The following is a 26,439-nucleotide window of genomic DNA, read 5'->3' as shown; positions in this document are numbered from 1 at the left end:
GCATCACTTGAGAATAGACGCTGGAAGCCCCCGGCGGGTACGGGCCGCACCACAGCGGCCCGCAGAACCCCGCCCCCGACAGCCAAGGAGAACACGTGCCGATCACCGCAGATGCCCGCGAACTGCAGGACGACCTCGCCAGGTTCCGCCACGAAATGCACCAGGAACCGGAAATCGGCCTGGTGCTGCCGCGCACCCAGGAGAAGGTCCTCCGGGCGCTCGACGGGCTCGGCTACGAGATCACCCTCGGCGAGGAGACGACGTCGGTCACCGCGGTGCTGCGCGGCGGCGGTGCCCCCGGCGGCGGCCAGGGCACCCGCCCCGCAGTGCTGCTGCGCGCGGACATGGACGGCCTGCCGGTGCAGGAAAAGACCGGCGTGGAGTACACCTCCAGGATCGACGGTGCCATGCACGCCTGCGGCCACGACCTGCACACCTCCATGCTCACCGGCGCCGCCACCCTCCTGGCCGAGCGGCGGCACAGCCTGGCCGGCGACGTCGTGCTCATGTTCCAGCCCGGCGAGGAAGGCTTCGACGGCGCCGCCCACATGATCCGCGAAGGCGTCCTCGACGCCCCGGGCCGCCGGGTGGACGCCGCCTACGGCATGCACGTGTTCTCCGCGCTGGAACCGCACGGCACCTTCTGCACCAAGCCCGGCGTCATGCTCAGCTCCTCCGACGGTCTGACCGTCACCGTGCTCGGCGCCGGCGGCCACGGCTCCGCCCCGCACTCGGCCAAGGACCCGGTCACGGCCGCCGCGGAGATGGTCACCGCCCTGCAGGTCATGGTCACCCGCCAGTTCAACATGTTCGACCCGGTCGTGCTCTCCGTCGGCGTCCTGCAGGCCGGCACCAAGCGCAACATCATCCCGGAGACCGCCCGGATCGAGGCGACCATCCGGACCTTCTCCGAGGCGTCCCGGCAGAAAATGATGGAAACCGTGCCGCGGCTGCTGAAGGGGATCGCGGCCGCCCACGGACTGGAGGTCGACGTCGACTACCAGCAGGAATACCCGCTCACCATCACCGACGAGGACGAGACGAACACCGCCGAGAAGGTGATCGAGGGCCTGTTCGGCGACACCCGCCTGGCCCGCTGGGCCACCCCGCTCAGCGGCTCCGAAGATTTCTCCCGGGTCCTCGCCGAGGTCCCCGGCACCTTCATCGGGCTCAGCGCCGTCCCCCGCGGTGCCGACCATGCCGCCTCGGCGTTCAACCACTCCCCGTACGCCACATTCGACGACGGCGTGCTGGCCGACGGCGCCGCGCTCTATGCGGAGCTCGCCGTGTCCCGCCTCGCCGCGCTGACCGGCGCCGCCCCGGCGACCCTTTCCTAGCCCCGACTTCAGGGAGAAGACCATGACCGCAACCACGGCACTGCCCGCCGCACCACCGACCTCCACCCGCAAGACCCTCATCGGCACCGGCATCGGCAACGCCGTCGAATGGTACGACTGGGCGATCTACGCGACCTTCACGCCGTTCATCGCCAGCCAGCTCTTCAGCAAGTCCGATCCCGCCTCGGCGGTGCTGTCCACCCTGGCGATCTTCGCCGTCGGCTTCGTGGCCCGCCCCTTCGGCGGGTTCCTGTTCGGCTGGATCGGCGACCGGATCGGCCGCAAGGCCTCCATGACCCTGGCCGTGGGACTGGCGTCCGTGGGCAGCCTGATGATCGGCATCGCCCCGACCTTCGCCGCCGTCGGCGCCTGGGCCTCGCTGACGCTGCTGGTCGCCCGGCTGGTCCAGGGCCTGGCGCACGGCGGCGAACTGCCGTCGTCGCAGACCTACCTCTCGGAGATGGCGCCGAAGGAACACCGCGGCTTCTGGGCCACGCTGATCTACACCTCCGGCACGGTGGGCATCCTCTTCGGCACCCTGCTGGGCGCGGTGCTGAACATGACGCTGAGCACGGAGATGATGAACGCCTGGGGCTGGCGGATCCCGTTCCTGATCGGCGCGGCCATGGGCCTCTACGCGCTGATCATGCGATCCCGGCTGCACGAGACCGACGTCTTCGCCGGGGAGGCGGCCGCGGAGAAGCGTGCGCCGATCTGGCCGCAGATTGTCCGGCACCGCAAGCAGGCCCTGCAGGTGATCGGCCTGACCGTCGGCCTCACGGTGATCTACTACATCTGGGGCGTCGTCGCCCCCAGCTACGCCACCACGGCACTGAAGATCGACCGCGGCGAGGCGCTCTGGGCCGGCGTCGTCGGGAACATCGTCTTCATCGCGGCGCTGCCCTTCTGGGGCAAGCTGGCGGACCGGATCGGCCGCAAGAAGGTGCTGTGGTCCGGCGCCCTCGGCGCGGGCCTGCTGCACTTCCCGATGACCGCCCTGCTCAAGGATTCGGCCTGGCAGCTGGCCGTGAGCATGTCCGTCATGCTGGTCTTCATCGCCGCGAGCGCCGCGATCGTCCCGGCGGTCTACGCCGAACTGTTCCCCACGAGTATCCGCACGGTCGGCGTCGGGGTCCCCTACTCGATCTGCGTGGCGGTCTTCGGTGGCACGGCACCCTACCTGCAGCAGTGGTTCGGCACGAGCCTGCAGGCCCCGCAGCTGTTCAACATCTACGCCGTGGTCCTGCTGGCCGCCTCCGCCGCGTTCGTCTTCACGATCCCGGAGACGAAGGGCAAGGACCTCACCCTCTGACCCGGCCCCTCCCCCTGCGTTGCTCTCTCACTGATGGCTGCTATCCGGCAGGTTTGGCAGCCACAAGTGAGAGAGCAACCGGCGGGCGGGTCGGGTTAGGGGCGGGTAGGGGCGAGTAGGTGGGGCTGCTGGCGGGTCAGCCGCCGACGAAACGGTTCCGGCCCGCGCGGTATCCAAAGACTGCCGCCAGCGACCCGATCACCAGGAAGAGCACCCCGGCCGCGGCGAAGGAGCCGGTGGCCTGGTGAAGCTGCCCGACCAGCAGGGTTCCGGCCGAGCCGACCCCGTACCCCACGCCCTGCATCATGCCGGAAAGGTGCGCGGCGGTGTGCCCGTCGCGGGTGCGCAGCATGATCATGGTCAGGGCCACCGCCGTCAGGCTGCCCTGGCCCAGGCCCAGCAGCCCGGTCCAGACCCAGACCCAGTCCAGCGGCCCGAAGATGCTCAGGGCGAACCCGCCGCCGGTCATCAGCGCGACGGCGGTGTTGATGGCCCGCTGGTCCCGGAACCGCGCGGCCACGGCCGGCGCGAACAGCGACCCCAGCATCTGCAGCACGATCGAGGCGGACACGATCAGTCCTGCCGTTCCGCCGTCGACGCCGCGCTCCCGCAGGATCGGCGCGAGCCAGGCGAAGACGCTGAAGGACATCATGGCCTGCAGCACCATGAAGATGGTCACCTGCCAGGCGACCGCCGAGCGCCAGACATTGACGCCGCCGCCGGCCACCTGGTGCCGCCCGTGGCGCTGCGCCGCCGCCAGGGGCAGGAAGAGCAGGAGCACGACGCCGGCGGGCAGCGCCCAGAACCACAGCGCCGCGGTCCACTGGCCGGTGGCGCTGAACAGCGGATAGGTGAACCCGGCGCCCAGGGCCGCGGACGCACAGATTGCCGTGGTGTAGAGCCCGCCCATGAGCCCGAGCCGGTGCGGGAAGTCCCGCTTCACCAGCCCGGGCAGCAGGACGTTGCAGAGCGAGATCGCCGCCCCGCACGCCGCCGTCCCGGCCAACAGCGCGGGCAGGTGGCCGACGCCGGGCAGCTCCAGGGGCCGCAGCAGCAGCCCGGCGGTCAGGACAGCCATGGCGCCCAGAAGCACCCGTTCGGCTCCGAACCGCCGCGCCAACTGCGGCGCGAGCGGGGCGAAGACGCCCAGCAGGGTCACCGGCGCGGTGGTCAGGACCACCACCGCCCAGCCGGGCAGCCCGGCGTCGGCGGTCACCTCGGTAAGAACCGCGGCGAAACTGGAGAACACGGTGCGCAGGTTCAGGCCGATCAAGACCAGGCAGACGCCCAGGTAGGCCAGCGTGCGCCGGCTGCCGAGCCGCGTCGGCTCCGCCGCAGGGACGTCGTCGATCTCGGCATCCACCAGCTGGTCGGGATGGGGAACGCCCCGCCCGGCCGGGCGGATGCCGGCCTCAGCGCGGGCCGGTCCTGGCGCATTCGTTGGTCTCATCACCGCCCCATTCTGGCAGGCTGGCGGCCGCCGCTCCGACTGGGTTCCGCCGTTCGGACACCGCCCGGACACCGCCCGGACACCGCCCGGCGGCGGAGCGGAGGGCGGCCGCGGGGTTCCCGCCGGCGCCCGGGGAAGGCCCGGAATTCCACTATTCTGGAGGGGATGAGCGAATCCCCAGAATCCCCCCAGCAGCCGCAAGAACCCCGGCCGGTCACCCCGGGCAGCCAGGCCTCCTTCGGAACCTACGGAGGCCGTCCGGTCAGCTTCGTGCGCCGCGGCACGCGCCTGCAGGGCCGCCGCCAGGCCGCGTGGGAAGAGCACGCGGACCGGTGGGCGGTCGAGGTTCCCCGGCACGTCGCCAACACCTCCGTGCACCCGGATTACGTGTTCGACGCCGAGGCGGAGTTTGGCCGGAAGGCCCCGCTGATCGTCGAGATCGGCTCGGGCCTGGGCGATGCCGTCTGCCATGCGGCCGCGGAAAACCCGGACACGGACTTCCTGGCTGTGGAGGTCTACACGCCGGGCCTGGCCAACACCCTCATCAAGATCAACAGCCGCGGCCTGAGCAACGTCCGCGTGGTGGAGGCCAACGCACCCGAGGTACTGGCCACGATGTTGCCGGCGGGTTCGGTGACCGAGCTGTGGGTCTTCTTCCCGGACCCGTGGCACAAGTCCCGGCACCACAAGCGCCGGCTCATCCAGCCTGCCTTCGCCGAGCTCGCGGCCCGGGCCCTCAAACACGGCGGCCTGTGGCGGATCGCGACCGACTGGTCCAACTACGCGGTGCATGTTCGGGAGGTGCTGGCCGGGTCCGCCGACTTCGAGAACCTGCACGAGGGCGAACGCAGCGGCGATGACAGCCCGCTCACGCAGGTCTGGCAGTCCGGGGTGGAAGCCGTGGTGGGCGGCGCGCCGGTCAAGGAAGGCCGGGCTCCGGTCAGCACGGAGCACACCGGCCCCAACGAAGGCGTCGATGAGACGGGCGGCTGGGCACCCCGGTTCGAAGGCCGGATCCTGACCAGTTTCGAGGGCAAGGCCCACGAAGCCGGACGGATGATCTTCGACCTCTGCTACCGGCGGCGCTGACCACTGGCCCTGGGCTCCGGCCCGCGCCGCACCGGGGCGGGCCGCGCCGCACCGGGGCGGGCCGCGCCGCGCGGAAGCCGCCGCCCGGCCGGTCTGGCAAGAGGTGCTGTTCCGCTACGGATTCCCGTGGCACGATTACCGAACGATGCATGGCTGGCGGCGGCAACACCCCAGCGGAGAAGCTAACCGACGCGAGGGACCGAAAATTATAAAAGAGCTCAAGGACGTCGCGGATGTCGCCGAGGACGTCACCAATTCCAAGCCGCTGGAATACGCGGCCCGCGCCGGGTTTGCCGTCTCGGGGATCCTGCACTTCCTGATCGGCTTGGTCGCGATTCGGCTCGCGATGGGCGGGCAGGGCCAGGCGGACGTCAGCGGCGCCGTCGAGGAACTCGCCAAACAACCCGCCGGGCCGGTGCTGCTGTGGAGCGCCTTCGCTGCCTGCGTCGCCCTGGCCATTTGGCAGACCAGTGACGCCATCTTCGACTTCAGCCACCTGCCGACCAAGAAGAAAGTCGCCAGGAAACTCAAGGCTGCGCTCCAGGCCATGGTCTACGCCGGCTTCGGGCTCACCATCGCCTCCGTCGCACTCGGAGCCCACGCCGACCACCGCCGCTCCACGATCGACCTCACCGTGAACCTGATGAAGGCACCCGGTGGGATCCTGCTGCTCCTCGTCATCGGCGCCGCCGTCGCCGTCACCGGGGTGGTCTACGCGATCCGCGGCTTCCGCAAATCGTTCCTGAAGTACCTGCGCATGCCCGGCAACCCGCACGCCCGCACCGCGGTCACCACCACCGGCGTCGTGGGCTACGCCGCCAAGGGCGTGGCTCTGCTGCTGACCGGCCTGTTGATCGTGATCGCCACCATGAAGGCCAACCCGGCGGAATCAACCGGGCTCGACGGCGGGCTGAAGGCCCTGCGCGATCAGCCGCTCGGGATGTACGTGCTGGCCGCCGTCGGCGCGGGACTGATCTGCTACGGCGTCTTTCTGGCCGTCCGGGCCAGGCTCGCCCGGATGTAGGAGCAGGTGCCGGAGCCAGCGTGCCTCGGTCCCGCGTGGCTGGCTAAGATGGATCAGATGACCACCTGCCGAAAGTAGTGCTTGCATGCCATCGGATCCGGACGAAAGTGCGGCACTGGCGATACAGACCCCCACCATCAACGACCGCTCCCTCGCGGCCGGGCTTGCCTACGCCATGGGAAGCCGGGTCTCCGGGATTTCCTTCGACGCCGCCACCGGGCTCATGCTCGGCAAGGTCCGCGGCGGCGCTCCCGTGCCGTATTCGACGACGGCGAAGCTGGTCCGCAAGGGGGCCGGCTGGAGCTGCACGGTAGGAGTGTGCAGTTGCCCGGTGCGCAAGGACTGCAAGCACGTGGCCGCCCTGCTGTTTGCCGCCGAGGACAACCCGGCCACCCGCATGCAGCTGCTGGCACCGGCTGAGTCCTCCCGGCTCGCGCAACGGCCCGCGGCAGTGGAACTGCCGGACTGGGAGCAGGCCCTCGGCCCGCTGCTGGCCCGGCCCGCCGCCGACCGGCCCGGCAACGGCGTGCCGCTGGCCCTGCAGTTCGAAATCGAGGAACCGGCGCCGCACTTTTCCTACACCGGCCGCCGGGACCCGCTGCGCAGCGTCCGCCAGCTGAAAGCCCGGCCGGTCATCATGGGCGCCAAGGGCAAGTGGATCCGGGGCGACGTTTCCTGGAACACCCTGAGCTATCTGAACTACCGGCGCGAATGCAACGAAGCCCACGTCGAGTGGATGCTGGAGTTCCTCGCCTCGCACACCGCCCAGGCGAACCGCCAGCACGCAGGCGCCGCGCCCTGGCTGGGGCTGAACACCTACGCCGGCAAGAACCTCTGGACGCTGCTGGCCGAGGCCCGGAAGATCGGCCTGGCCCTGGTCCACGGCCGCGGCGACGAGCCCGTGACGCTGGCCGGCGAGCCGGCCGCGGTCGGGCTCAACCTGGCCCGGCTGGGCGCGGAGGAGTCCGACGGCGGCGGGCTCGCGCTCGGCCCGACCATCACCGTCGAGGGCACGGTCGTGGACACCGCCGCGGTGGGGACCATCGGCCGGCCGGCGCACGGGATCTTCGTGGCCGGCGGCGGCGAGCTGCCGGGTGTGGGGCCGGGCGACGCGGGGATCACGCTGGCGCCGCTGGAGGAAGGACTGAGCGAGGAGCTGCTGGCCTTCGTGACCGCCGGCACCACCCTCCATATTCCGGCGCGGGACGAGGGACGCTTCCTGACCGGGTTCTACCCCAAGCTCAAGCAGACCGCACGGGTCACCGCCTCGGACGACTCCGTCGAGCTGCCGGCCCTCGCCGTCCCCACCCTGTCCCTGCTGGCCAACTACGGCGCCGACCACCGGGTCCGGCTGCACTGGGAATGGCATTACACGTCCGGCACCCACGTCACGGCCCAGCCGCTGTGGCGGCACCCCGGGGACCACGGCTACCGCGACGACGCCGCCGAGGCGCGCATCCTCGAGACCGTGGGCCAGCCGTGGGAGGCCGTGGCGAAGCTTGGCGAGTCGGCGGCCGGCGGCTGGGGCACCCCGCGCCTGGCCGCGTCCGCCGAGCTCAGCGGCCTGGACACGCTGGCGTTTACCGAGGAAGTCCTGCCCCGGCTGCGCGAGCTCCCGGAGGTGTCCGTGGACACCGCCGGTGAAATCGCCGAATACCGCGAGGCCGAGGAGGCCCCGGTGGTGTCCATCTCCACCAAGGCCACCGACCAGCGCGACTGGTTCGACCTGGGCATCCAGATCTCCCTCGAGGGCCAGCCGGTGTCCTTCGCGGCCGTCTTCTCCGCCCTGGCATCCGGCCAGACCAAGATGCTGCTGCCCAGCGGCGCCTACTTCTCCCTGGACCTTCCCGAGCTGCACCAGCTGCGCGCGCTCATCGAGGAAGCCCGCTCACTCCAGGACAACAAGGACGCGCCGCTGCAGATCAGCCGTTTCCAGGCCGGGCTCTGGGACGAACTCGCGCACCTGGGCATCGTCGATGAACAGGCGGCGGCCTGGCGCGAGGCGGTCGGCGGCCTGTTGGCGGGCGGCGTGGAAGGGCTGCCCCTGCCGGCTTCCCTGAACGCCGAGCTCCGCCCCTACCAGCTCGAGGGCTTCAACTGGCTGAGCTTCCTCTACCGGCACGGGCTGGGCGGGGTGCTGGCCGACGACATGGGCCTGGGCAAGACCGTGCAGGCGCTGGCGCTGATCTGCGCCGCGAAGGAGGCGGCGGGCACGACGGCGGCGGACGCGGCGGCGACGGCGGAGGTCCCGACGGCGGCGGACGCACCGTCGGCGGCCCCGACGGCGGCGGAGGCACCGGCACCGTTCCTGGTCGTCGCCCCGACCAGCGTGGTGGGCAACTGGCAGGCGGAGACGGCGCGGTTCGCTCCCGGACTCACGGTCCGGGCCATCAGCGAAACCTTCGCCAAGAGCGGGTCGGTGCCGGCCGAGGCGCTGGCCGGGGCCGACGTCGTCATCACCTCCTATGCACTGTTCCGGATCGACTACGAGGCGTACGCGTCCCGGCGCTGGGCCGGCCTGGTGCTGGACGAGGCGCAGTTCGTGAAGAACCACCAGTCCAAGGCCTACCAGTGCGCCCGGAAGCTCCCGGCGGACTTCAAACTGGCGATCACCGGCACGCCGCTGGAGAACAACCTCATGGAGTTCTGGGCCCTGACCTCCATCGTCGCGCCCGGGCTGTTCTCCAGCCCCAAGCGCTTCGCCGAGTATTACCAGAAACCGGTGGAAAAGAACGGCGACCGGGCGCAGCTGGAGAAGCTCCGGCGCCGGGTCCGGCCGCTGATGATGCGGCGCACCAAGGAACAGGTCATCCACGACCTGCCGCCCAAGCAGGAGCAGGTCCTCGAGGTGGTGCTCAACCCGCGGCATCAGAAGGTCTACCAGACCCACCTGCAGCGGGAGCGGCAGAAGATCCTGGGCCTGATCGAGGACGTCAACAAGAACCGCTTTACGATCTTCCAGTCCCTGACCCTGCTGCGGCAGCTGAGCCTGGACCCGTCCCTGATCGACCCCTCCCTCGCCAGCGTCCGCTCGAGCAAGCTCGACGTCCTCTTTGAGCAGCTCGAGGACCTCGTGGCCGAGGGCCACCGGGCGCTGATCTTCAGCCAGTTCACCGGGTTCCTCGGCAAGGCCCGGGAACGCCTGGTGGAGGCCGGCATCGAGTTCTGCTACCTCGACGGCGGCACCCGCAACCGCACCGACGTCGTCAACGAGTTCAAGAACGGCAGCGCCCCGGTATTCCTGATCAGCCTGAAAGCCGGCGGTTTCGGCCTGAACCTGACCGAGGCGGACTACGTCTTCCTGCTGGACCCGTGGTGGAACCCTGCGTCCGAGGCGCAGGCCGTGGACCGGACGCACCGGATCGGGCAGGCCCGCAACGTCATGGTTTACCGGCTGGTGGCCAAGGACACGATCGAGGAAAAGGTCATGGCGCTCAAGGCCAAGAAGTCCCAGCTGTTCGCGGACGTGATGGAAGGCGACGCGCTCTCCGGCGGGGCGCTGACCGCGGAGGACCTGGCCGGGCTCTTCAACGACTGACGGGCCCTCGCCGCACCCCGGGTGCCGCACCCCGGGTGCCGCACGCCGGTGCCGTTCAGCCCTACCCGGCCCGCCGTGCCGGGTGTCCAATAGTCCGTAACGGTAGGAGCGCGGGCGAAGGAGCTGGCCATGGCTGCGCGGATCGGGTTCAGGGGCGGTTCGGTCCGCCCGCGTCGGCGGATTCCCGCGGTGCTGGGCTCAGTCCTGGCAGCGCTGGCCCTGGTGGCCGGGCTGTTGCCCGCGGCGGCCCCGCCCGCGCAGGCGGCCACCCTCTACGGCCATGACATTTCGTGGCCGCAGTGTCCGACGGCGGTCGGCGGCGTGGGGCTGCCGCTGCCGCCGACCACCACGCAGTTCGTCGTGGTCGGGCTGACCCGGGGGCTTCCCTTCACCGAAAACCCCTGCCTGGCCAGCCAGGTGGCCTGGGTCAGCAGCAACAACAAACGGGCCCACGCCTACACCATGGCCGCTTTTCCCACCGCGGCGCAGCTGACCACCTACCGCGCGCAGGGTCCCTGGTCCGCAACGACCCGGGCCGGGCAGCTTTCGAACGTCGGTTACGCCGAGGCCCGCTACGCCGTCGCCAGCCTGCAGCGCGCCGGGTTCCGGCCGCCGGTCGTCTGGATCGACGTGGAACCGCGGCCGGCCCAGCCCTGGCCCACCGCCACCGCCGTGCAGCAGCGGGAGAACCGGTTCGTCGTCGAGGGCCTCATGCGGGGCCTGCGGGACGCTGGCTTCTCCTATGGCCTCTACTCCTACGCTTCCGGCTGGCAGACCATTACCGGTTTCTGGCGGCTGCCGGGCGTCCCGGTCTGGGCCACCGCAGGCCGGCTCGACTACCCGGCCGAGGCCCTGGACCGCTGCCGGCAGGCCAGCTTTTCCGGCGGACGCGTCTACCTCTCCCAGTGGTACGACGACGTCCGCGACTACGACCTGACCTGCGATCCGTACGCGTTCGCGCCGTTGCCGAAGCCGGCCTCCACGCTCTCGGGAGCCACAGCGGACTTCAACGGCAACTGGAACAATGACGTCCTGGCCCGGGTCGCGGCCACCGGCGAGTTGCGAATGTATCCCGGGACGGGTCGCGGCACGTTGTTCCCGGGTGTCCGGATCGGGGCCGGCTGGACCGGCTACAACGCCTTGGAAACTCCGGGGGACGTCAATAGTGACGGACCCCTGGACGTGACCGCCAGGGAGGCCGCGACCGGCAAACTCTGGCTGTACCGCGGAAACGGCACCGGCGGCTGGCTGCCGCGCATCCTGCTCGGAAACGGCTGGCAGGTCATGAACGCGATCGTCGGCCCGGGGGATTTCAACGGTGACCAGCGCGTGGATCTGCTCGCCCGGCAGGCCTCGACGGGAGTGCTCTGGCTCTATCCGGGCAACGGCACCGGAGGCTGGCTGGCCCGCGTACCGCTGGGCGCCGGCTGGAACGCCTTCAACGCGTTCGTGGCCCCGGGTGACTTCGACGGCGACGGCACGGCCGACGTGCTCGCGCGGGAGACGGCTACCGGCCGGCTGTGGCTGTACCGCGGTAACGGCACCGGCGCCTGGAGGCCCCGCGTACTGCTGGGCGCTGGCTGGAACGTCATGACCGCAGTGATGAGCCCCGGGGACCTGAACGGCGACCGGACGCCCGACGTCCTGGCCCGCGACAAGGCCGGGGTCCTCTGGCTGTACCCGGGCAATGGAACCGGCAAGTGGTTGCCGCGGGTCCGTGCCGGGAGCGGCTGGAACATCATGAGCGCCATCTTCTAGGCGGCACCGCCCGGCGGATTCAGCGCCGGGCCGGAGGTTCAGGGAACGGCTCAGGCGGCCGCCGGCGCAACCAGCGGCCCCGCGGCGGCCAGTTTGCGCCGTGCCCAGCGCCGGAGTGCCGTCCCCTTGCCCGTCCACCAGCTGTCCTCGTCAGGGCCGTGGTGCCAGCGGAAGATCACGGAAACCAGCACGAAGACGCCGCCGGCCACCTGCTCCCACGCCCCGGATGCCGCATGCACCAGCACGACGACCGCCATGATCGCAATCGAGGGCAGCGCCAGGGTCCGGAACGCGGTGTTCGCCAGATACCGCCCCCTGGAGCGGGGCACGGAGACGGCACGGACCAGATCCGCGCAGACACAGACCACGACCAGGCTCTGGCCCAGGCTGAGCAGGACGAGGCCCGGAAGGGAATGACCGAAGGCGGCTACCGCCTGCAATCCGGAGTTCATGGCCGGTCCGCGATCATTGCGGACGCCGGCGCCCCTGCGCGTCGTCGAATCAGTGGTGTGAACATGCGCTGCCCCCCGACAGTTGTCCCTGGCCGCCCCCTGGCTGCCAGCACCATTCAACCGGTGGGCGCGGGTGGAAGTCACGACCTATGGATACCCGACTCCGGGCGTACCGGTACCTGACTTTTGCGGCGAGTACTCAGGTTGGTGCCGGGCACTACTTGGTTGCGGCCCCGGCGCGGCTAGTTGGTCTCGCGGGGACGCCAGACCACCAGGGCCTGCGAGCGCGCCCGGGGGCGCTGGCCGCGGGCCAGCGTCACGACGTCGCCCGCGGCACCGGCGGCGAAGATGCGCGAGTCCAGCGGCTGACGGCGGCGGCCCAGCTCCTCGGTCAGCTCGGCCACCCGGTGCTGCAGGGCGGCCACCTGGTTCTCCAGCTGCAGGATGCGTTTGATGCCTTCAAGCGAGACGCCCTCCTGGGAGAGGCGCTGGACCTCGCGGAGCATGGTCACGTCGCGCTGCGAGTACCGCCGGGACTTTCCGGGCGCCCGGCTGGGCGAGACGATGCCGAGGCGGTCGTACTGACGCAGCGTCTGCGGGTGCATATCGGCCAGCTCCGCGGCGACGGAGATGACGAAGATCGGCTGATCGAACTCGATGTCCACGGCTGGATCCTTACAGCCGGGCCTTGGCTGCCAGGCCCGCGCGGACATCCTCGCCGGCGGTGGCGGCGGCGAAGGCCTTCACGGCCTCCTCGGCGTCCTTGCTCAGCTTCTTCGGCACGGCGACGTCGATGGTCACCAGCAGGTCGCCGGTGGCCCGGGCGTGCTTGACCCCCCGGCCCTTGACGCGCAGCGTCCGCCCGTTCGGGGTGCCCGCGGGCACGCGGACCCTGACCTTGTCCCCGTCGATCGTCGGGACCTCGATGTCGGCGCCCAGTGCGGCCTCCGGAAAGGTGACCGGGACGTGGATGCGAAGGTTGTCGCCGTCGCGGGTGTAGAAATCGTGCGGCTTGACCGAGACGGTCACCATAAGGTCGCCGTTGCCGGCCGGGCCGTACTGGCCCTTGCCGCGGACGCGGACCTTCTGGCCGTCCTTGATGCCGGCCGGGATCCGCACGTCGATGACTTCGCCGTCGGGTTCGCGCAGGCCGATGGTGGTGCCGCGGATGGAGCCTGCGAAGGAGATGCTGGTCGACGCGGTGCGGTCCGCGCCCTTCTGCGGGCCGCGCTGGAAGGACTGGCCCCCACCGAAACCGCCACCGCCGAACAAGTCGGCGAATTCAGGCGGGATACCGCCGGCGGTGCTGTAGCCGCCGGAGTGGCGGCCGCCGCCGCCGGTGAACAGGCCCCCGAAGAGGTCCTCGAAGCCCGCGCCGCTGCCGGCACCGCCGGCACCGCCGGGGGCGAACCGGGCCCCGCCGCCCATCGCCCGGATGGCGTCGTACTGCTGTCGCTCGTCGGGATCGGAGAGCACCGAGTAGGCCTCGGAAATGTCCTTAAACTTCTTCTCCGACGCGGTGTCACCGGCGTTGGTGTCCGGATGGTGCTGCCGCGCAAGCTTCCGGTAAGCCTTCTTAATATCGGCGTCGGAAGCGTCCTTGGCGACACCAAGGATCTTGTAAAAGTCCTTGTCGACCCAGTCCTGGCTAGCCAATGGCGTTTCCTTTCAAATCTGAGTGCCGAGATGACAGTTCACGCCAATGTTTCCGGGAAACACCGGCGCGAACTGTCATCTCGATGGGGTGTTGCTACGCAGGGACCGAAACGATCACTTGGGCCGCGCGCAGGACCCGTTCGCCGGACCGGTAGCCCGAGCGGAGGACCTGGCTGACCGTGTCGGTTTCGACGTCGGCGCCGGGCTGCTGGATGAGTGCCTCGTGGATCGTGGGATCGAACTCCACTCCGGTCTCATCGATGCGCACCAGACCGTAGGTCTTCAGCGCGGTCTCCAGCTTCGTGGCGATCGCGGCGAACGGCCCGTCGGCGAGGTCGCCGTGCTGCCGGGCGGCGTCGACGTCGTCCAGCACCGGAAGCAGGGCGTTCAGGACGCCGATGACGGCCATCTCCCCTGCCACGGCGCGGTCGCGCTCGACGCGCTTCCGGTAGTTGACGTACTCGGCCTGCAGGCGGCGGAGGTCGTTCTTCAGCTCCTCCGCCTCCGCTGCGTCGACGCCCTGGGCGACGGACTCCGCGGCCGGAACGTCGACGCTGTTGAGGATGTCCTCGGCCTGGGACAGTGCGTCCCCGCCCTCGGGCTCCCCGGCAGCGGCGCGCTCCTGGTCGGGATGACGGGCCTGGCCGGTTTTCGGGTCAACCTTGCGGTTGTCGTGGATGACCGGCTTCTGGTTCTCGTCCCGCTGCTCGGCGTCGCGACGGTCCCCGGAAGCGCCGTGCTCTTCTTCGTTACCGTGGTGCGGCATGGCTACTTCTTCTCGTCTTCGTCAACGATCTCGGCGTCGACGATGTCCTCGTCGGCTGCACCCTGCTCGCCGGCCGGGGCACCCTGGGCACCGGCGGCGCCGTCGGGGGAACCGGGCTGGGCGTAGATGGCCTCGCCGAGCTTGGTCTGCGAAGCCTGCAGCTTCTCAAACGCGCTCTTCACGGCGGCGTCATCCGTGCCTTCCAGTGCCTTCTTGAGCTCGTCGACGTCGGCCTGGACCTCGGTCTTGACCTCTTCGGGCAGCTTGTCCGCGTTGTCGGCGATCAGCTTGTCCACGGAGTAGGCGAGCTGCTCGGCGGTGTTGCGGGTGTCGGTCGCCTCGCGGCGGGCCTTGTCCTCCGCTGCGTGCTCCTCGGCGTCGCGGACCATGCGGTCGATGTCTTCCTTCGAGAGGCTGGAGCCGCCCGTGATGGTCATCGACTGTTCCTTGCCGGTGCCCTTGTCCTTCGCGGAGACGTGCACAATGCCGTTCGCGTCGATGTCGAAGGTGACCTCGACCTGCGGCACGCCGCGCGGGGCGGGGGCGATGCCGGTCAGTTCGAAGGTGCCCAGCGGCTTGTTGTCGCGGGTGAACTCGCGTTCGCCCTGGAAGACCTGGATCGCCACGGACGGCTGGTTGTCGTCGGCCGTGGTGAAGGTCTCGCTGCGCTTGGTGGGGATGGCCGTGTTGCGCTCGATCAGGTGCGTCATGACACCGCCCTTGGTCTCGATGCCCAGGGACAGCGGGGTGACGTCGATCAGCAGCACGTCCTTGCGCTCGCCCTTGAGGACACCTGCCTGCAGGGCGGCGCCGACGGCGACGACCTCATCCGGGTTGACGCCCTTGTTGGGCTCCTTGCCGCCGGCGAGTTCCTTGACCAGCTCAGAGACGGCGGGCATACGGGTGGAACCGCCGACCAGCACGATGTGGTCGATGTCGGAAAGCTTGATCCCGGCTTCCTTGATGACGTCGTGGAACGGCTTCTTGGTGCGCTCGAGCAGGTCCTTGGTGAGGTCCTGGAACTTGGCGCGGGTCAGCTGCTCGTCCAGGTGGACCGGGCCGTCGGGGGTGACGGAGAGGTACTGGAGCGAGACGTTGGTGCTGGAGGAGGAGGAGAGTTCCTTCTTTGCCTGCTCCGCGGCTTCCCGCAGGCGCTGCAGGGCGATCTTGTCCTTGGACAGGTCGATGCCCTTGACCTTGAGCTGGTTCAGCAGGTAATCCACGACGCGCTGGTCCCAGTCGTCGCCGCCGAGGCGGTTGTCACCGGCGGTCGCGCGGACCTGGATGGTGGAGAAGTCGTCTTCGTCCTTGCCGACTTCCAGCAGGGAGACGTCGAAGGTTCCGCCGCCGAGGTCGAAGACGAGGATGAGTTCGTCTTCCTTGCCCTTGTCGAGGCCGTAGGCCAGGGCCGCGGCGGTGGGCTCGTTGACGATGCGCAGCACCTTCAGGCCCGCGATTTCGCCGGCTTCCTTAGTGGCCTGGCGCTCGGCGTCGTTGAAGTAGGCGGGCACCGTGATGACGGCGTCCGTGACCTTCTCCCCGAGGTAGGACTCGGCGTCGTTCTTGAGCTTCATCAGGATGCGCGCGGAGATTTCCTGCGCGGTGTACTTCTTGTCGTCGATCGCGACATTCCAGTCGGTGCCCATGTGGCGCTTGACCGACGCGATGGTGCGGTCGATGTTGTTGACGGCCTGGCGCTTGGCGATCTCGCCGACCAGAACCTCGCCGGACTTGGAGAAAGCAACAACCGACGGCGTGGTGCGGCCACCCTCGGCGTTGGCAATAACGGTGGGCTCGCCACCTTCGAGAACGGAGACGACGGAGTTGGTGGTTCCGAGGTCGATACCTACTGCACGTGACATGTGGTGCTTCCTTCTTTCCTTGGAAACTGACTGGCCCCGGCACTCGGCCGGACGCCCGCTGGCGGGGGAAATTCCCGCAGTCCGAGCCCGTCGAGACGAGGCGCGCCCACTGATTGAGCGCTCTGCACTCAACTTTACTCAGCCCCGCCGGGATGTCAATCCGAAGTTGAGTCAACCAGACTCAACTTTGCTTCGGGGGTGATCACCGCCGGATACCCGCCGGCCCGCGGGCCGCCGGAAACCCGCGCAAAGGCGCGCGTTTCCGGCAGCCCGCAGGCAGCCCCTCGGGTGGTTTCGCTGTCCGAGAACGGGCCCCGTATATCTTCCGGAGGAGCTAGCGACCTTCGCGGCCCGCGTCGTCCCGGACGGTACCGTCCCGCCCTGCGTCGTCCTCGTCCGCGGCGTCCCGGGCAGTGTGGGACGTCCGCCGGTCACCGGCCGCGCCGGCGGCGCCGTAGTCACCCTCGGGGTATTCGCCTTCCTCGCCGGCGAGGGCGTCGGGTGCCGTGGTTCCCGCGGCGCCATAGTCCCCTTCGGGGTAGTCCCCCTCTTCGGTTCCTACGGTCGAACCCGTGGCCACCCCGGCCGCACCGTAGTCCCCTTCGGCGTATTCACCCTCCGGGGCACCCGCCGGGTTTTCGCCGGCCACGCCGGCGTCGCCGTAGTCGCCTTCGACGTACTGGCCGGCATCGGCCTCAAGCCCCGCTTCCTCGGCGCCGGCCGGAACCCGGGCGGAGCCGTGCTGCTTCTCTGCTGCCGCTCGATCAAACTCACTGTGTTCAGACATGTTTGGATCCTTCCTGCAGGCGTGGGCGCCCGCACGGGCGCAGGGGCAGTCTATCGACCGCCGCCGGGCGGCGACAGGGGCGCACCCGGCCGGTCCGGCCGGCCGCTGCCGCCGCCCCCGGAGCGCAGCCCGGCCAGGCCGGCGAGGGCTCCCAGATGATGTGCGAACAGCTCGTCCCGTGCCGCAAAGGTCCCCTGGCCGTACTGGCCGAAGACCTCGAAGCTGATCGCACCGAAGAGCGCCGTCCAGACCAGGGTGCCGCGGGCCAGCACAGCGTCGGGTGCCGCGAGGCCCATCTCCGCCCGGATTTTCGCCAGATCGGCGGCGAGCGGCTCAGCCAGCAGGGTGGAGTCCGGGAGGGACAGGTCGAAGGCGGGTTCGCCGGCCTGCCAGGCACCGTCGATGATCCGGACCAGCGCGACAATCACGCGCGTCCCGGGCGCCGTCGTCCGCTCGGCCGGGGCCTGGTAACCGGGGACCGGACTGCCGAACAGCAGCGCGTAACTGGCCGGTTCCCGCAGCGCCCAGTCGCGCACGGCCGTGCCGAGAGCCGCGAACCTTCCCGCGAAGTCACCCTCAGGCCGGGCGGCGACGGCCGCGTCCACCGCATCGCCGAGCTCGTTATAGGCGTCGACCAAAAGCAGCGTCAGCAGCTCCTCGCGGCTCTCCACATACCGGTAGACGGCGGAGGAAACAACGCCGAGGTCGCGCGCGACGGCACGCAGCGACAGTGCGGCCGCCCCGTGCTCGGCAAGATGCTGCCGGCCGATGCGGATGATGTCCTCGATGGTCCGCGCCCGCGCGCGGGCGCGGGGCGTCGGGGGCTTCGCAGGGGCGGCGTCACGGCTGGGCATGCCCCCTAGCTTGGCACAGAAAAGAGCATCAGCAACAAATGTGAGCACTGCTCTTGCTTTTCGGCGCCAAGGCGGGCATTCTTGTTTTGAGAGCACTGCTCTCTCATCTGAACCTGATCGGGCACCAGCCCCTCCCCACAGCGAAGCGAGAAAACTCCCATGCCTTCCCCCGAAGTTCCGGCCACCCCGGCCGCAGCCCTGTACGTCGCCACCGGAGCCGGCCCGGTCGGCTGGACCGTCGCCGAACAGCTCGCCGCCGCGGGCCACCGCGTGAAAGTACTTACCCGCTCCGGCAGCGGCCCGGCCCATCCCCTGATCGAGCGGATCGCCGTCGACGTCTCCGACCCGGCGCACCTTGGACAGCTTTTCCAGGGTGCCAGGGCCGTCTTCCACTGCATCCACGGCTCCCGGTACACCGCCGCATCGTGGGGCCGGGAGCTGCCCGCCGCCGAACAGGCGGTGATGGCGGCCGCCGCCGACGCGGGCGCCGTCGTCGTGTTTCCGGAAAGTCTTTATTCCTACAGCGCGCCGGAGCAGACTATGCGCGAGGACAGCCCCCGGGAGGCGTCCGGCGGCAAGCGCGGTATCCGCACCGCACTGCTGGCGGCGCGGGCGGCAAGCGCGGCGGACACCGTCAGCGTGGTGGCCAGCGACTTCTACGGCCCGCGGGTCCTCGGCGCGCACGCCGGTGAACGGATGCTGAAGCCCGTCCTCGCCGGCAAGACCCTGAGGGTTCTGGGCAGCCCGGACCAGCCCCATTCGTTCACCTATGTGCCTGACCTGGCCGCTGCCATGATCGCCGCGGCAGCGGACCCCGCGCTATGGAACCGGGTCTGGCACGCTCCGACGGGCCCGGCGCTGAGCCAGCGCCAGCTGGCCGCGGCGTTCGCGGCCGCCGCCGGGGCCGGCTCCCCCAAGGTCGCGGCCCTCCCGGGCGCCGCGCTGCGCATCATGGGTGCCCTGCTGCCACAGATGCGGGAGCTCACCGAAATGCTGTACCAGTTCGAGCGTCCGTTCGTGATGGATTCCGGAGCCAGCGAGGCGGCGCTGGGCCTGACGCCCACCCCGCTTAAGGAAGCAGCCGCCGCCACCGTCGCCTGGTGGGGGGACCAGGGACGGTGACGGCGGCTGCGGACCGGGGCCCGGCCGGGGATCCGCCTAGCGGACGCCGGCGTCGGCAGACTCCGGTTCCGGGGCGGGAGCCGCGCGGCCGGCCGCGTCGGCCGACGGCCTGCCCAGCTTGCTCGGCCACCAGATCCGCGGGCCGATGTCGTAGGCGAGGGCCGGGACCAGCAGCGACCGGACCAGGACGGTATCCAGCAGCACGCCGAAGGCGACAATGAACGCCAGTTGGACCAGGAACATGATGGGGATGACGCCCAGGGCAGCGAACGTTGCGGCCAGAACCACCCCGGCGGAGGTGATGACCCCGCCGGTGACGCCCAGCCCGCGCAGGATGCCCGGGCGGGTGCCGTGCTTGAGGGATTCCTCGCGCACCCGGCTCATCAGGAAGATGTTGTAGTCCACGCCGAGGGCGACCAGGAAGACGAACCCGAAGAGCGGAACCGTGGCGTCCGCTCCCGGGAAACCGAAGACGTTGTTGAACACGACGGCGGAGACGCCCATCGCGGCGCCGTAGGACAGCACCACGGAGGCGACCAGCAGGACCGGGGCCAGCACCGAGCGCAGCAGCAGCATCAGGATGATCAGGATGACCGCGAGCACCACCGGGATGATGGTGACCAGGTCGCGCTGGGCGGTGGTGTTGGTGTCCAGGGCGGTGGCGGTCACCCCGCCGACCAAGGCTCCGCCGTCGATCTCCTTCAGGTCCTGGCGGAGGCTGACCACTACGTTCTCGGCCTCGTTGGAGTCGGCGGCGAAGTTCAGGGTGGCGTTGATCAGCACCTTGCCGTCGCGGACCGCCGGCGTGGCGGGCGGGGCGCCCGGTGCACCGGGGGCACCCGGAACGATGGGCACGTTGCCTTCGGCCAGCAGGTAGGCGTCGCCGACGCCGTCGGTCGCCTTGACCTTCTCCAGAACCTCCTGGGCCTTCGCTTCCTCGGCGACGACCACGGCGGGGCTGCCCGAGCCGGCGTCGAAGTGCCTGGCCAGGGCGTCCTGGCCGTCCACCGCGTTCGAGGCGGCGAGGATGACGTCGGTCTGCGGCACGCCGTTGGCCTTCAGCTGGAGCACGCCGGCGGAAGCCACCAGGAGCAGCAGGACGGAGGCCACCCAGACGGTGCGGGGCCGGCGGGACACCAGGGACCCGGTGGCGCGCCAGATGCCCTTCTGCCCCTCGAGGCCGGTGACAAGTTCCGGCTCGCGCTCGGTCTCCGGGAGCAGCTTGGGGCGGAACGGCCAGAAGGCGGTGCGGCCCAGCAACGCCATCATGGCCGGCAGCAGGGTCAGGGCCGCGAAGAGGCTGCAGAGGATCCCTGCCGCAGCCACCGGGCCCAGGGCCTTGTTGGAGTTCAGGTCGGAGAAGAGCAGGCACAGCAGCGCGATGATGACCGTGGCGCCGGAGGCGAGGATCGGCTCCCAGGCGGCCTTCCACGCGGTCAGGGCCGCGGCGGTGCGATTCGTGGTGTGGGTCAGGGCCTCACGGAAGCGGGCCACGTAGAGGAGGGCGTAGTCGGTGGCGGCGCCGATGACCAGGATCGAGAGGATGCCCTGGCTTTGGCCGTTGAGCTGGATCCAGCCCAGCTTCGCCATCCCGAAGACCAGCAGGATCGCCGCGCAGAGTGCGAAGACCGAGGTGAACAGCACCGCGATCGGGAGCAGTAGCGAGCGATAGACCACCAGCAGGATCACGAAGACCGCAGCCAGCGCCACCAGCAACAGGATGCCGTCAATGCCCCCGAAGGCGCTGACGAGGTCGGCGGTCAGTCCGGCCGGGCCGGTGACGTATGTGCGCATGCCCTCCGGCGCGGAGGCCGCCACCTCGTCCCGGAGTTCCTTCACCACCTCTTTAACCTCGTCGGAGGAGGCGATGGGCACCACGAACTGCACGGCCTTGGCATCCTCGGAGGGAATGGGGCCGATCACGGCACTGCCGGCCTGCAGCTCCTCGAGCTTGCCCTTGAGCGCTGCGGCCTCGCCGAGCTGGGCCCGGGTGAACGCAGCATCGTTTTCGATCACGATGACCGCAGGGATTTCCTTTGAGTCACGGAACTTGGCCTGCCAGTCCCTGGCCTCTGTGGCTTCGGCGCCCGCCGGCAGGAACGAGGCCTGGTCATTGGAGGAGACCTCGCTCAGCCGTCCGAACGTGGGTCCGCCGATCCCGGCAATGGCAAGCCACGCAACCACCAGCACGGCGGGAACCAGCCATCGCAGCCAGAACGGGACTCGGGTGCTGTTTTGCCTGCTGCTCTTCATGGCGTCCTTCTCGGGTCGGCTGGGCGGAGTAGACTTTAGTAAATCATAGATTATCTCCATGATCGATATAAGTGCCTGGCTAGTAAGATTTGTTGCTGCGGCGCTGGAGTAAACTCCGGAGGGCGCTTGGCGCAGGCCGCGCGGCGGCAGCAGCGGGAGAGGGATGGGTGCAATGGCAACTGAGATACCGGGGCGTCCCGACGTCGACGGTCCGCCGCTGGTGCACCTGCTCCAGGAGTTCAGCCTTGAGGCGAACCGTTATGTGGATGCCGCCGGCGGCCGGAACGACATGCACCGGACGGACCTGAACGCCTTGTCCGTGATCATGCAGCACACCGCGCGGAACCAGGTGGTCACCCCGGGGGTGCTGCGCCGCGAACTGCACCTGAGCTCGCCCGCCACGACGGCCCTGATCGACCGGCTGGACAAGTCCGGGCACGTGGTCCGGGAACGGCAGGGCGCTGACCGCCGGCAGGTCCAGCTCCGGATGACCCCCAAGGCCTACCGCGACGGCGGCGCGATGTTCCTGCCGCTCGCCCGCCACATGGCGGCCGCCCTGGAGTCCTTCACCCCGGAGGAGCTGGAGGTGGCCACCCGCTTCATGACCGCCATGATCGAGGCCACCGTCCGCGCCGGCGAGGAAGCCGCCGCCCCCGCGGGCCCCGCCGACCCGCGCTAGCCGGCCGCCCTAGCCGGCCGTCCCTCGCTGGCCGGCCGTCCCGGACCACGGGCAATTGCTGCAACCGGGTTCGCCCCGATCCCCGGGCCGCAGGCGTAGCGTTTGCCTATGAGCGCCCAGCAGCCCGACGATGTCTACACCCACGGCCATCACGAATCCGTGGTCCGCGCGCACGCCTCCCGGACGGCGCAGAACTCCGCGGCGTTCGTCCTGCCGCACCTGACGCCCGGGGTGTCGGTGCTCGACGTCGGCTGCGGCCCCGGCAGTATCACGTGCGATTTCGCCGTCCTGGTCGCTCCCGGCGAGGTCACCGGCGTCGACCGCGCCCCCGACGTCATCGCGCAGGCCAGCGCCCTGGCCGCCGAGCGCGGAGTGCCCAACGTCCGCTTCGCCGCCGGCAACCTCTACGACCTGGACTTCCCGAACGAGACGTTCGACGTCGTGCACGCGCACCAGGTGCTGCAGCACCTCACCGACCCGGTGGCCGCGCTCCGGGAGATGCGCCGGGTGGCCCGGGCCGGCGGGATCGTGGCCGTCCGCGACGCCGACTTCCACGGGATGAGCTGGTACCCTGCGCTGCCGGAACTGGACGAGTGGATGGAGCTCTACCAGCGCATCGCCCGCCGGAACGGCGCGGAGCCCGACGCCGGCCGGCGGCTGGTGTCCTGGGCGCAGGCCGCGGGTTTCACCGACGTCGCGCCGTCGAGCAGCAACTGGCTCTACGCCACCGGCCAGCTGCGGCGCTGGCAGGCCCGGGTGTGGGGCGAGCGGGTGCTGCATTCGGCCTTCGCGGAGCAGGCGCTCGAGTACGGGTTCGCCACCCCGGCGGACCTGGCCCGGATCTCTGCCGGCTGGCACCGCTGGGGCTCCACGGAGGACGGCTGGTTCCTGATTCCGAACGGCGAGGTGATCGCCCGGGCCTGAGCCGAACCGCCGGCACCCGCGTCCCGCGCAGGCCTTTCCGGGCCCCCGCTCCTGCCGCTAGGGTGCACTCAACGACCCAGCAGCGAGGAGCACCCATGCGTAAAGTGACGGCCGGCCTGTTCAGTTCCGTGGACGGGGTGGTGGAAGACCCGTTCAAGTGGCAGTTCGACAGCTTCGATGAGGAACTCGGCGCCGGGATGGGCGCAATGATGGGCCGGATCGACGCCGGTATCCTGGGCCGCGTCGGCTACCAGCAATGGTCCGAATACTGGCCGAATGCCCAGGTCGATGACGACTTTGCCGGGTTCATCAACCCGCTGCCCAAGTACGTGGCATCGCGGACCCTCACCGGGGTCCTCGCCTGGCAGAACGCGCAGTTGATCCCGGGTTCCCTGGAGGAGTTCGTCGCGGACCTGAAACAGGGCGACGGCGGCGACATCGGCGTCTTCAGCAGCATCTCCCTCGTCCGCCAACTGCTCTTCGCCGGGTTGCTGGACAGCCTGACGCTGATTGTCCACCCGGTCATCGCGGGCAGCGGCCGGCGGCTGTTCAACGACGGCGATCCGCTCACCCGGCTTGAACTGCAGTCCTCGGAGCAGACCAGCAAAGGCAACATGATCCTCAGTTACGGCCTCCGGCAGGGCTGAGGGGGCCCGCCGCCCGCGTCATCTAGCGGAGGAGGCACGCCGGGAACCGTAAACTTGAAAGGTGCAAATCTCCCTTTGGCTGGCCCTGGTCGGCGCCGGCGTCCTGATCAGCTTCACGCCCGGCGCAGGCGCCATCAACACCATGAGCAACTCCCTGAATTCGGGCTTCCGGCGCTCCATTTGGGGCATCCTCGGCCAGCAGGCGGCCCTCGTGGTGCACATCCTGATCGTGGCCCTCGGCGTCGGGGTGCTGGTGGCCAGCTCGCCGGTGGCCTTCAACGTCATCCGGTATGCCGGTGCCGCGTACCTGGTCTATCTCGGCATCGTCCAGTTCCGGCACAAGCCGGACCTGGACCAGGAGAAGGCGGCAGCGCTTCGCAACGAGCCGGCCTTCTCCATGTTCCGCCGGGGCCTGTGGGTGAACCTGCTCAACCCGAAGGCGATCGTCTTCTTCCTGGCCTTCATGCCGCAGTTCATCCGCCCCGATCAGCCGCTGCTGCCGCAGTACCTCGTGCTCTCTGCCACGGTGATCGTGATCGACATCCTGGTCATGTGGTTCTTCTTTGCGGCGGCGGCCACCACTTTCCAGCGGTTCACCCACGACGCCCGCGGGCAGCGGATCCTGAACCGGACCTTCGGCGTGCTGTTCATGGCTGTCGGCGTGCTGCTGGCGCTCATCCACTAGCCGTCGCGGCCGGCCCCGCGGGGCGCGAAGTGTACGTTCGCGCCACCCCGCAGGGCGCGAAGTGTACGTTCGCGACGCCCCGCAGGGCGCGAAGTGTACGTTCGCGCCACCCCGCGGGCGCGAAGTGTACGTTCGCGCTACTGGGGCTGCCCGCTCGTGCGGGTCAGTTTCCGCAGCTCGGCCTTGCGGATCTTCCCGCTGGCGGTCCGGGGCATGTCGTCGACGAACACGACGGATTTTGGGATCTTGTATCGGGCCAGCTTTCCATCCAGGTGGGCGCGCAGCTGCTCTTCGGTGAGCCGGGCGCCGTCGCGCAGCAGCACGACGGCGCGCGGGACCTCTCCCCATTTCTCGTCCGGCACCCCGATCACCGCGACGCTTCCGACGGCGTCGAGCTCGGCAATCGCCTGCTCCACTTCGGCGGGGTAGATGTTTTCGCCGCCGGAGATGATCATGTCCTTGAGCCGGTCCGAGATGAACACGAAGCCTTCCGGGTCCGTGTAGCCCATGTCGCCGGACTTGAACCAGCCATCCGGGGTGTAGGACTCGGCCGTCGCCTCGGGACGGTTCCAGTACTCGCGGATGACGTTGGGGCCCTTGACCTGGATTTCCCCCACGGTCCCCGGCGCGGCGGGACCGGCCTCCGGGTCCAGGGGGTCGGCCACCCGGACCTCCGTGAAGAAGTGCGGCAGCCCGGACGAGCCGGCCTTGTCCCTGGAACGCGCGGCGGGCAGGCTGGTGGCCCCCGGCGCGGTCTCGGTCATGCCGTAGCCGTTGGAGAAGCGCAGGCCGCGGCGTTCGTAGGCCTCCAATACCCGCATCGGCACCGCGGACCCGCCGCAGGTCAGCTTGTTCAGCGAGCTGAGGTCCGTGGCGTCCCAGTCGGGGTGCTCGCACAGCATCTGGTAGGTGGTGGGAACCCCGCTGATGGTCGTGGCGCGGTGCTGCTGGATCAGCTCCAGCGTCCTGCGCGGATCGAACCGGGCTTCCAGCACCACGGTGCCGCCCTTCAGGAGGGTGGGCAGGACACCCATGTCCAGCGACGCGACGTGGAACATCGGCGAGATCATCAGCGCCACATCGGTAGCGGCGAAATCGAAGTCCACCAGCACGTTGACGCAGTTCCAGGTGATGTTGCCGTGGGTCAGCAGCGCGCCCTTGGGGCTTCCGGTGGTGCCCGAGGTGTAGAGGATCATGGCGCCGTCGTCGAGACCCACCGGCACGTCGGGCGCGGTGTCCGCCCCCGACCCCAGCACGGCTTCGTAGTCCTCCGCCGCGCCGTCGGCCGCGCCGGCCGCGGCGCCGTCGTCGACGACGAAGCGGGCCCGCACCGCCGTCTCCGCGGAGCCGCGCTCCGCGAGCGCGGCCAGGGCGGCTGCGTGGACCAGCAGCACGGCACCGCTGTCCTGGAGCTGGAACCGGATTTCCGGCGGCGCCAGCCGGGTGTTGAGCGGAACGAACACCGCACCGACCAGGCCCGCGGCGAACAGGGTCTCCAGGAAAGAAGGATCGTTCTCTCCGAGGTAGGCCACCCTGTCGCCCTTTCCCACCCCCCGGGCGGTGAAGGCGTTCGCGAGCCGGGCGGAGCGCAGGGCCAGCTCCTCATAGCTAAGTTCGCGCGGGCCGGCGATGACGGCGGCTTTCGCGCCCGACTTCGGTCTGCGCCGTTGCAGCCACGAGCCGATGCCAAAATTCTCCACGGCATTTCCTTTCTACAGAGACGGTACGCCTGCGGTGCCGGCCGGGGCAGGACAGACCCCGGTCGCTGCGCTTACTTGTAGAAGCGGGCGAGGAACTCGGCGACGACGGCGGGACGGTCCTGGCCCTCGATCTCGGTGGTGTTGGAGACCTTGATCTGGGCCCCGCCCTTGACCTCGGTGACCTCGGCGATCGTGGCGCGCATCCGGATCCGCGAGCCGACCTTGACCGGGGCGGTGAAGCGGACCTTGTCCAGGCCGTAGTTGACCTTGGTGGTGACGCCCTCGACGTCGAACAGTTCGCCCCAGAACGGGATGATGAGCGAGAGGGTCAGGAAGCCGTGCGCGATCGGGGCGCCGAACGGGCCCTCCTTGGCGCGTTCGGGATCGACGTGGATCCACTGGTCATCGCCGGTGGCGTCGGCGAACTTGTTGATCTGTTCCTGGGTGATTTCGCGGTAGTCGGTGGCGCCGAGGTCGGTGCCGGCGAGAGTGAGGAGTTTATCGAAGTCGACGACGAGATTGGGCATGGGGGCCTCCTGGAATG

Annotated in this window: 22 protein-coding genes; 11 read left to right on the top strand and 11 right to left on the bottom strand. The window is 69.8% G+C overall.

The features are described from left to right. Positions 1–95: 95 nt before the first annotated feature. A complete protein-coding gene (locus tag ACTWLI_RS07305; RefSeq protein WP_445155965.1) occupies positions 96–1,337 on the top strand; it encodes a M20 metallopeptidase family protein in 1,242 nt (413 codons plus the stop codon). Between the two features lie 22 nt (positions 1,338–1,359). Then, positions 1,360–2,649, top strand: a complete 1,290-nt coding sequence (locus ACTWLI_RS07300; RefSeq protein ID WP_445155964.1) for an MFS transporter — start codon at positions 1,360–1,362, stop codon at positions 2,647–2,649. Between the two features lie 136 nt (positions 2,650–2,785). Here the strand turns inward: ACTWLI_RS07300 and ACTWLI_RS07295 are convergent, their stop codons facing one another. Next, complete coding sequence (locus ACTWLI_RS07295; protein ID WP_445155963.1) at positions 2,786–4,102, bottom strand: MFS transporter; 1,317 nt, start codon at positions 4,100–4,102, stop codon at positions 2,786–2,788. Between the two features lie 162 nt (positions 4,103–4,264). On the opposite strand from ACTWLI_RS07295, the gene trmB reads away from it, so the two are divergent. The 4 genes from trmB (at position 4,265) to ACTWLI_RS07275 (ending at position 11,508) form a co-directional block, all read left to right on the top strand. Then, positions 4,265–5,188, top strand: coding sequence for a tRNA (guanosine(46)-N7)-methyltransferase TrmB (gene trmB / locus ACTWLI_RS07290; RefSeq protein WP_445155962.1), 924 nt, complete (start codon positions 4,265–4,267; stop codon positions 5,186–5,188). A gap of 145 nt (positions 5,189–5,333) precedes the next feature. After that, positions 5,334–6,212 carry a DUF1206 domain-containing protein gene (locus ACTWLI_RS07285; protein WP_445155961.1) on the top strand — a complete coding sequence of 293 codons (879 nt, stop codon included), beginning with the start codon at positions 5,334–5,336 and terminating at the stop codon, positions 6,210–6,212. 85 nt (positions 6,213–6,297) lie between these two features. Next, positions 6,298–9,750, top strand: a complete 3,453-nt coding sequence (locus tag ACTWLI_RS07280) for a DEAD/DEAH box helicase (protein WP_445155960.1) — start codon at positions 6,298–6,300, stop codon at positions 9,748–9,750. Between the two features lie 129 nt (positions 9,751–9,879). Continuing rightward, positions 9,880–11,508 carry an FG-GAP-like repeat-containing protein gene (locus ACTWLI_RS07275; protein WP_445155959.1) on the top strand — a complete coding sequence of 543 codons (1,629 nt, stop codon included), beginning with the start codon at positions 9,880–9,882 and terminating at the stop codon, positions 11,506–11,508. A 50-nt stretch (positions 11,509–11,558) separates the two neighbouring features. On the opposite strand, the gene ACTWLI_RS07270 is transcribed toward ACTWLI_RS07275, so the two are convergent. From ACTWLI_RS07270 to ACTWLI_RS07240, 7 genes are all read right to left on the bottom strand, one after another. Further along, complete coding sequence (locus tag ACTWLI_RS07270) at positions 11,559–11,960, bottom strand: hypothetical protein (protein WP_445155958.1); 402 nt, start codon at positions 11,958–11,960, stop codon at positions 11,559–11,561. A gap of 242 nt (positions 11,961–12,202) precedes the next feature. Then, positions 12,203–12,625, bottom strand: coding sequence for a heat shock protein transcriptional repressor HspR (locus ACTWLI_RS07265; protein ID WP_445155957.1), 423 nt, complete (start codon positions 12,623–12,625; stop codon positions 12,203–12,205). Between the two features lie 10 nt (positions 12,626–12,635). Further along, on the bottom strand, positions 12,636–13,616 hold the full coding sequence (locus ACTWLI_RS07260) for a DnaJ C-terminal domain-containing protein (protein ID WP_445155956.1): 981 nt from the start codon (positions 13,614–13,616) through the stop codon (positions 12,636–12,638). A 94-nt stretch (positions 13,617–13,710) separates the two neighbouring features. Then, the gene (locus ACTWLI_RS07255) at positions 13,711–14,382 is read right to left on the bottom strand and encodes a nucleotide exchange factor GrpE (protein ID WP_445155955.1); all 672 of its coding nucleotides are present in this window, start codon (positions 14,380–14,382) and stop codon (positions 13,711–13,713) included. 2 nt (positions 14,383–14,384) lie between these two features. Continuing rightward, on the bottom strand, positions 14,385–16,244 hold the full coding sequence (gene dnaK / locus ACTWLI_RS07250) for a molecular chaperone DnaK (protein WP_056737369.1): 1,860 nt from the start codon (positions 16,242–16,244) through the stop codon (positions 14,385–14,387). Positions 16,245–16,578: 334 nt separating this feature from the next. Continuing rightward, a complete protein-coding gene (locus ACTWLI_RS07245; protein ID WP_445155954.1) occupies positions 16,579–17,031 on the bottom strand; it encodes a hypothetical protein in 453 nt (150 codons plus the stop codon). Positions 17,032–17,081: 50 nt separating this feature from the next. After that, a complete protein-coding gene (locus ACTWLI_RS07240) occupies positions 17,082–17,885 on the bottom strand; it encodes a TetR/AcrR family transcriptional regulator (RefSeq protein ID WP_445155953.1) in 804 nt (267 codons plus the stop codon). 159 nt (positions 17,886–18,044) lie between these two features. On the opposite strand from ACTWLI_RS07240, the gene ACTWLI_RS07235 reads away from it, so the two are divergent. Continuing rightward, complete coding sequence (locus ACTWLI_RS07235) at positions 18,045–19,007, top strand: NAD-dependent epimerase/dehydratase family protein (protein ID WP_445155952.1); 963 nt, start codon at positions 18,045–18,047, stop codon at positions 19,005–19,007. Between the two features lie 36 nt (positions 19,008–19,043). Here ACTWLI_RS07235 and ACTWLI_RS07230 read toward each other — a convergent pair whose 3' ends face one another. Next, positions 19,044–21,260: an MMPL family transporter gene (locus ACTWLI_RS07230; RefSeq protein WP_445155951.1), complete on the bottom strand. Its 2,217-nt coding sequence runs from the start codon at positions 21,258–21,260 to the stop codon at positions 19,044–19,046. Positions 21,261–21,432: 172 nt separating this feature from the next. Here ACTWLI_RS07230 and ACTWLI_RS07225 point away from each other — a divergent pair, with 172 nt between their 5' ends. The 4 genes from ACTWLI_RS07225 to ACTWLI_RS07210 all read left to right on the top strand — a co-directional run bounded on the left by ACTWLI_RS07225 (position 21,433) and on the right by ACTWLI_RS07210 (position 24,195). Further along, positions 21,433–21,939, top strand: a complete 507-nt coding sequence (locus ACTWLI_RS07225) for a MarR family winged helix-turn-helix transcriptional regulator (RefSeq protein ID WP_445155950.1) — start codon at positions 21,433–21,435, stop codon at positions 21,937–21,939. Between the two features lie 108 nt (positions 21,940–22,047). Beyond that, positions 22,048–22,863: a methyltransferase domain-containing protein gene (locus ACTWLI_RS07220; RefSeq protein WP_445155949.1), complete on the top strand. Its 816-nt coding sequence runs from the start codon at positions 22,048–22,050 to the stop codon at positions 22,861–22,863. Positions 22,864–22,958: 95 nt separating this feature from the next. Next, positions 22,959–23,510, top strand: a complete 552-nt coding sequence (locus ACTWLI_RS07215) for a dihydrofolate reductase family protein (protein WP_445155948.1) — start codon at positions 22,959–22,961, stop codon at positions 23,508–23,510. A 61-nt stretch (positions 23,511–23,571) separates the two neighbouring features. After that, positions 23,572–24,195 carry a LysE family transporter gene (locus ACTWLI_RS07210; protein ID WP_445155947.1) on the top strand — a complete coding sequence of 208 codons (624 nt, stop codon included), beginning with the start codon at positions 23,572–23,574 and terminating at the stop codon, positions 24,193–24,195. Positions 24,196–24,332: 137 nt separating this feature from the next. Here ACTWLI_RS07210 and ACTWLI_RS07205 read toward each other — a convergent pair whose 3' ends face one another. Further along, on the bottom strand, positions 24,333–25,895 hold the full coding sequence (locus ACTWLI_RS07205; protein WP_445155946.1) for an acyl-CoA synthetase: 1,563 nt from the start codon (positions 25,893–25,895) through the stop codon (positions 24,333–24,335). Between the two features lie 71 nt (positions 25,896–25,966). After that, the gene (locus tag ACTWLI_RS07200) at positions 25,967–26,422 is read right to left on the bottom strand and encodes a MaoC family dehydratase (RefSeq protein WP_445155945.1); all 456 of its coding nucleotides are present in this window, start codon (positions 26,420–26,422) and stop codon (positions 25,967–25,969) included. Positions 26,423–26,439: the final 17 nt, after the last annotated feature.

The organism is Arthrobacter sp. Hor0625 (assembly GCF_052567525.1).
This window is presented reverse-complemented; position numbering and strand designations above follow the sequence as displayed.

Bases quoted from the DNA above. Each gene is read 5' to 3' on its own strand.
- ACTWLI_RS07300 (WP_445155964.1), top strand. From the start codon at position 1,360: ATGACCGCAACCACGGCACTGCCCGCCGCACCACCGACCTCCACCCGC.
- trmB (WP_445155962.1), top strand. From the start codon at position 4,265: ATGAGCGAATCCCCAGAATCCCCCCAGCAGCCGCAAGAACCCCGGCCG.
- ACTWLI_RS07285 (WP_445155961.1), top strand. From the start codon at position 5,334: ATGCATGGCTGGCGGCGGCAACACCCCAGCGGAGAAGCTAACCGACGC.
- ACTWLI_RS07280 (WP_445155960.1), top strand. From the start codon at position 6,298: ATGCCATCGGATCCGGACGAAAGTGCGGCACTGGCGATACAGACCCCC.
- ACTWLI_RS07275 (WP_445155959.1), top strand. From the start codon at position 9,880: ATGGCTGCGCGGATCGGGTTCAGGGGCGGTTCGGTCCGCCCGCGTCGG.
- ACTWLI_RS07270 (WP_445155958.1), bottom strand. From the start codon at position 11,960: ATGAACTCCGGATTGCAGGCGGTAGCCGCCTTCGGTCATTCCCTTCCG.
- ACTWLI_RS07255 (WP_445155955.1), bottom strand. From the start codon at position 14,382: ATGCCGCACCACGGTAACGAAGAAGAGCACGGCGCTTCCGGGGACCGT.
- dnaK (WP_056737369.1), bottom strand. From the start codon at position 16,244: ATGTCACGTGCAGTAGGTATCGACCTCGGAACCACCAACTCCGTCGTC.
- ACTWLI_RS07245 (WP_445155954.1), bottom strand. From the start codon at position 17,031: ATGTCTGAACACAGTGAGTTTGATCGAGCGGCAGCAGAGAAGCAGCAC.
- ACTWLI_RS07240 (WP_445155953.1), bottom strand. From the start codon at position 17,885: ATGCCCAGCCGTGACGCCGCCCCTGCGAAGCCCCCGACGCCCCGCGCC.
- ACTWLI_RS07235 (WP_445155952.1), top strand. From the start codon at position 18,045: ATGCCTTCCCCCGAAGTTCCGGCCACCCCGGCCGCAGCCCTGTACGTC.
- ACTWLI_RS07230 (WP_445155951.1), bottom strand. From the start codon at position 21,260: ATGAAGAGCAGCAGGCAAAACAGCACCCGAGTCCCGTTCTGGCTGCGA.
- ACTWLI_RS07225 (WP_445155950.1), top strand. From the start codon at position 21,433: ATGGCAACTGAGATACCGGGGCGTCCCGACGTCGACGGTCCGCCGCTG.
- ACTWLI_RS07220 (WP_445155949.1), top strand. From the start codon at position 22,048: ATGAGCGCCCAGCAGCCCGACGATGTCTACACCCACGGCCATCACGAA.
- ACTWLI_RS07215 (WP_445155948.1), top strand. From the start codon at position 22,959: ATGCGTAAAGTGACGGCCGGCCTGTTCAGTTCCGTGGACGGGGTGGTG.
- ACTWLI_RS07200 (WP_445155945.1), bottom strand. From the start codon at position 26,422: ATGCCCAATCTCGTCGTCGACTTCGATAAACTCCTCACTCTCGCCGGC.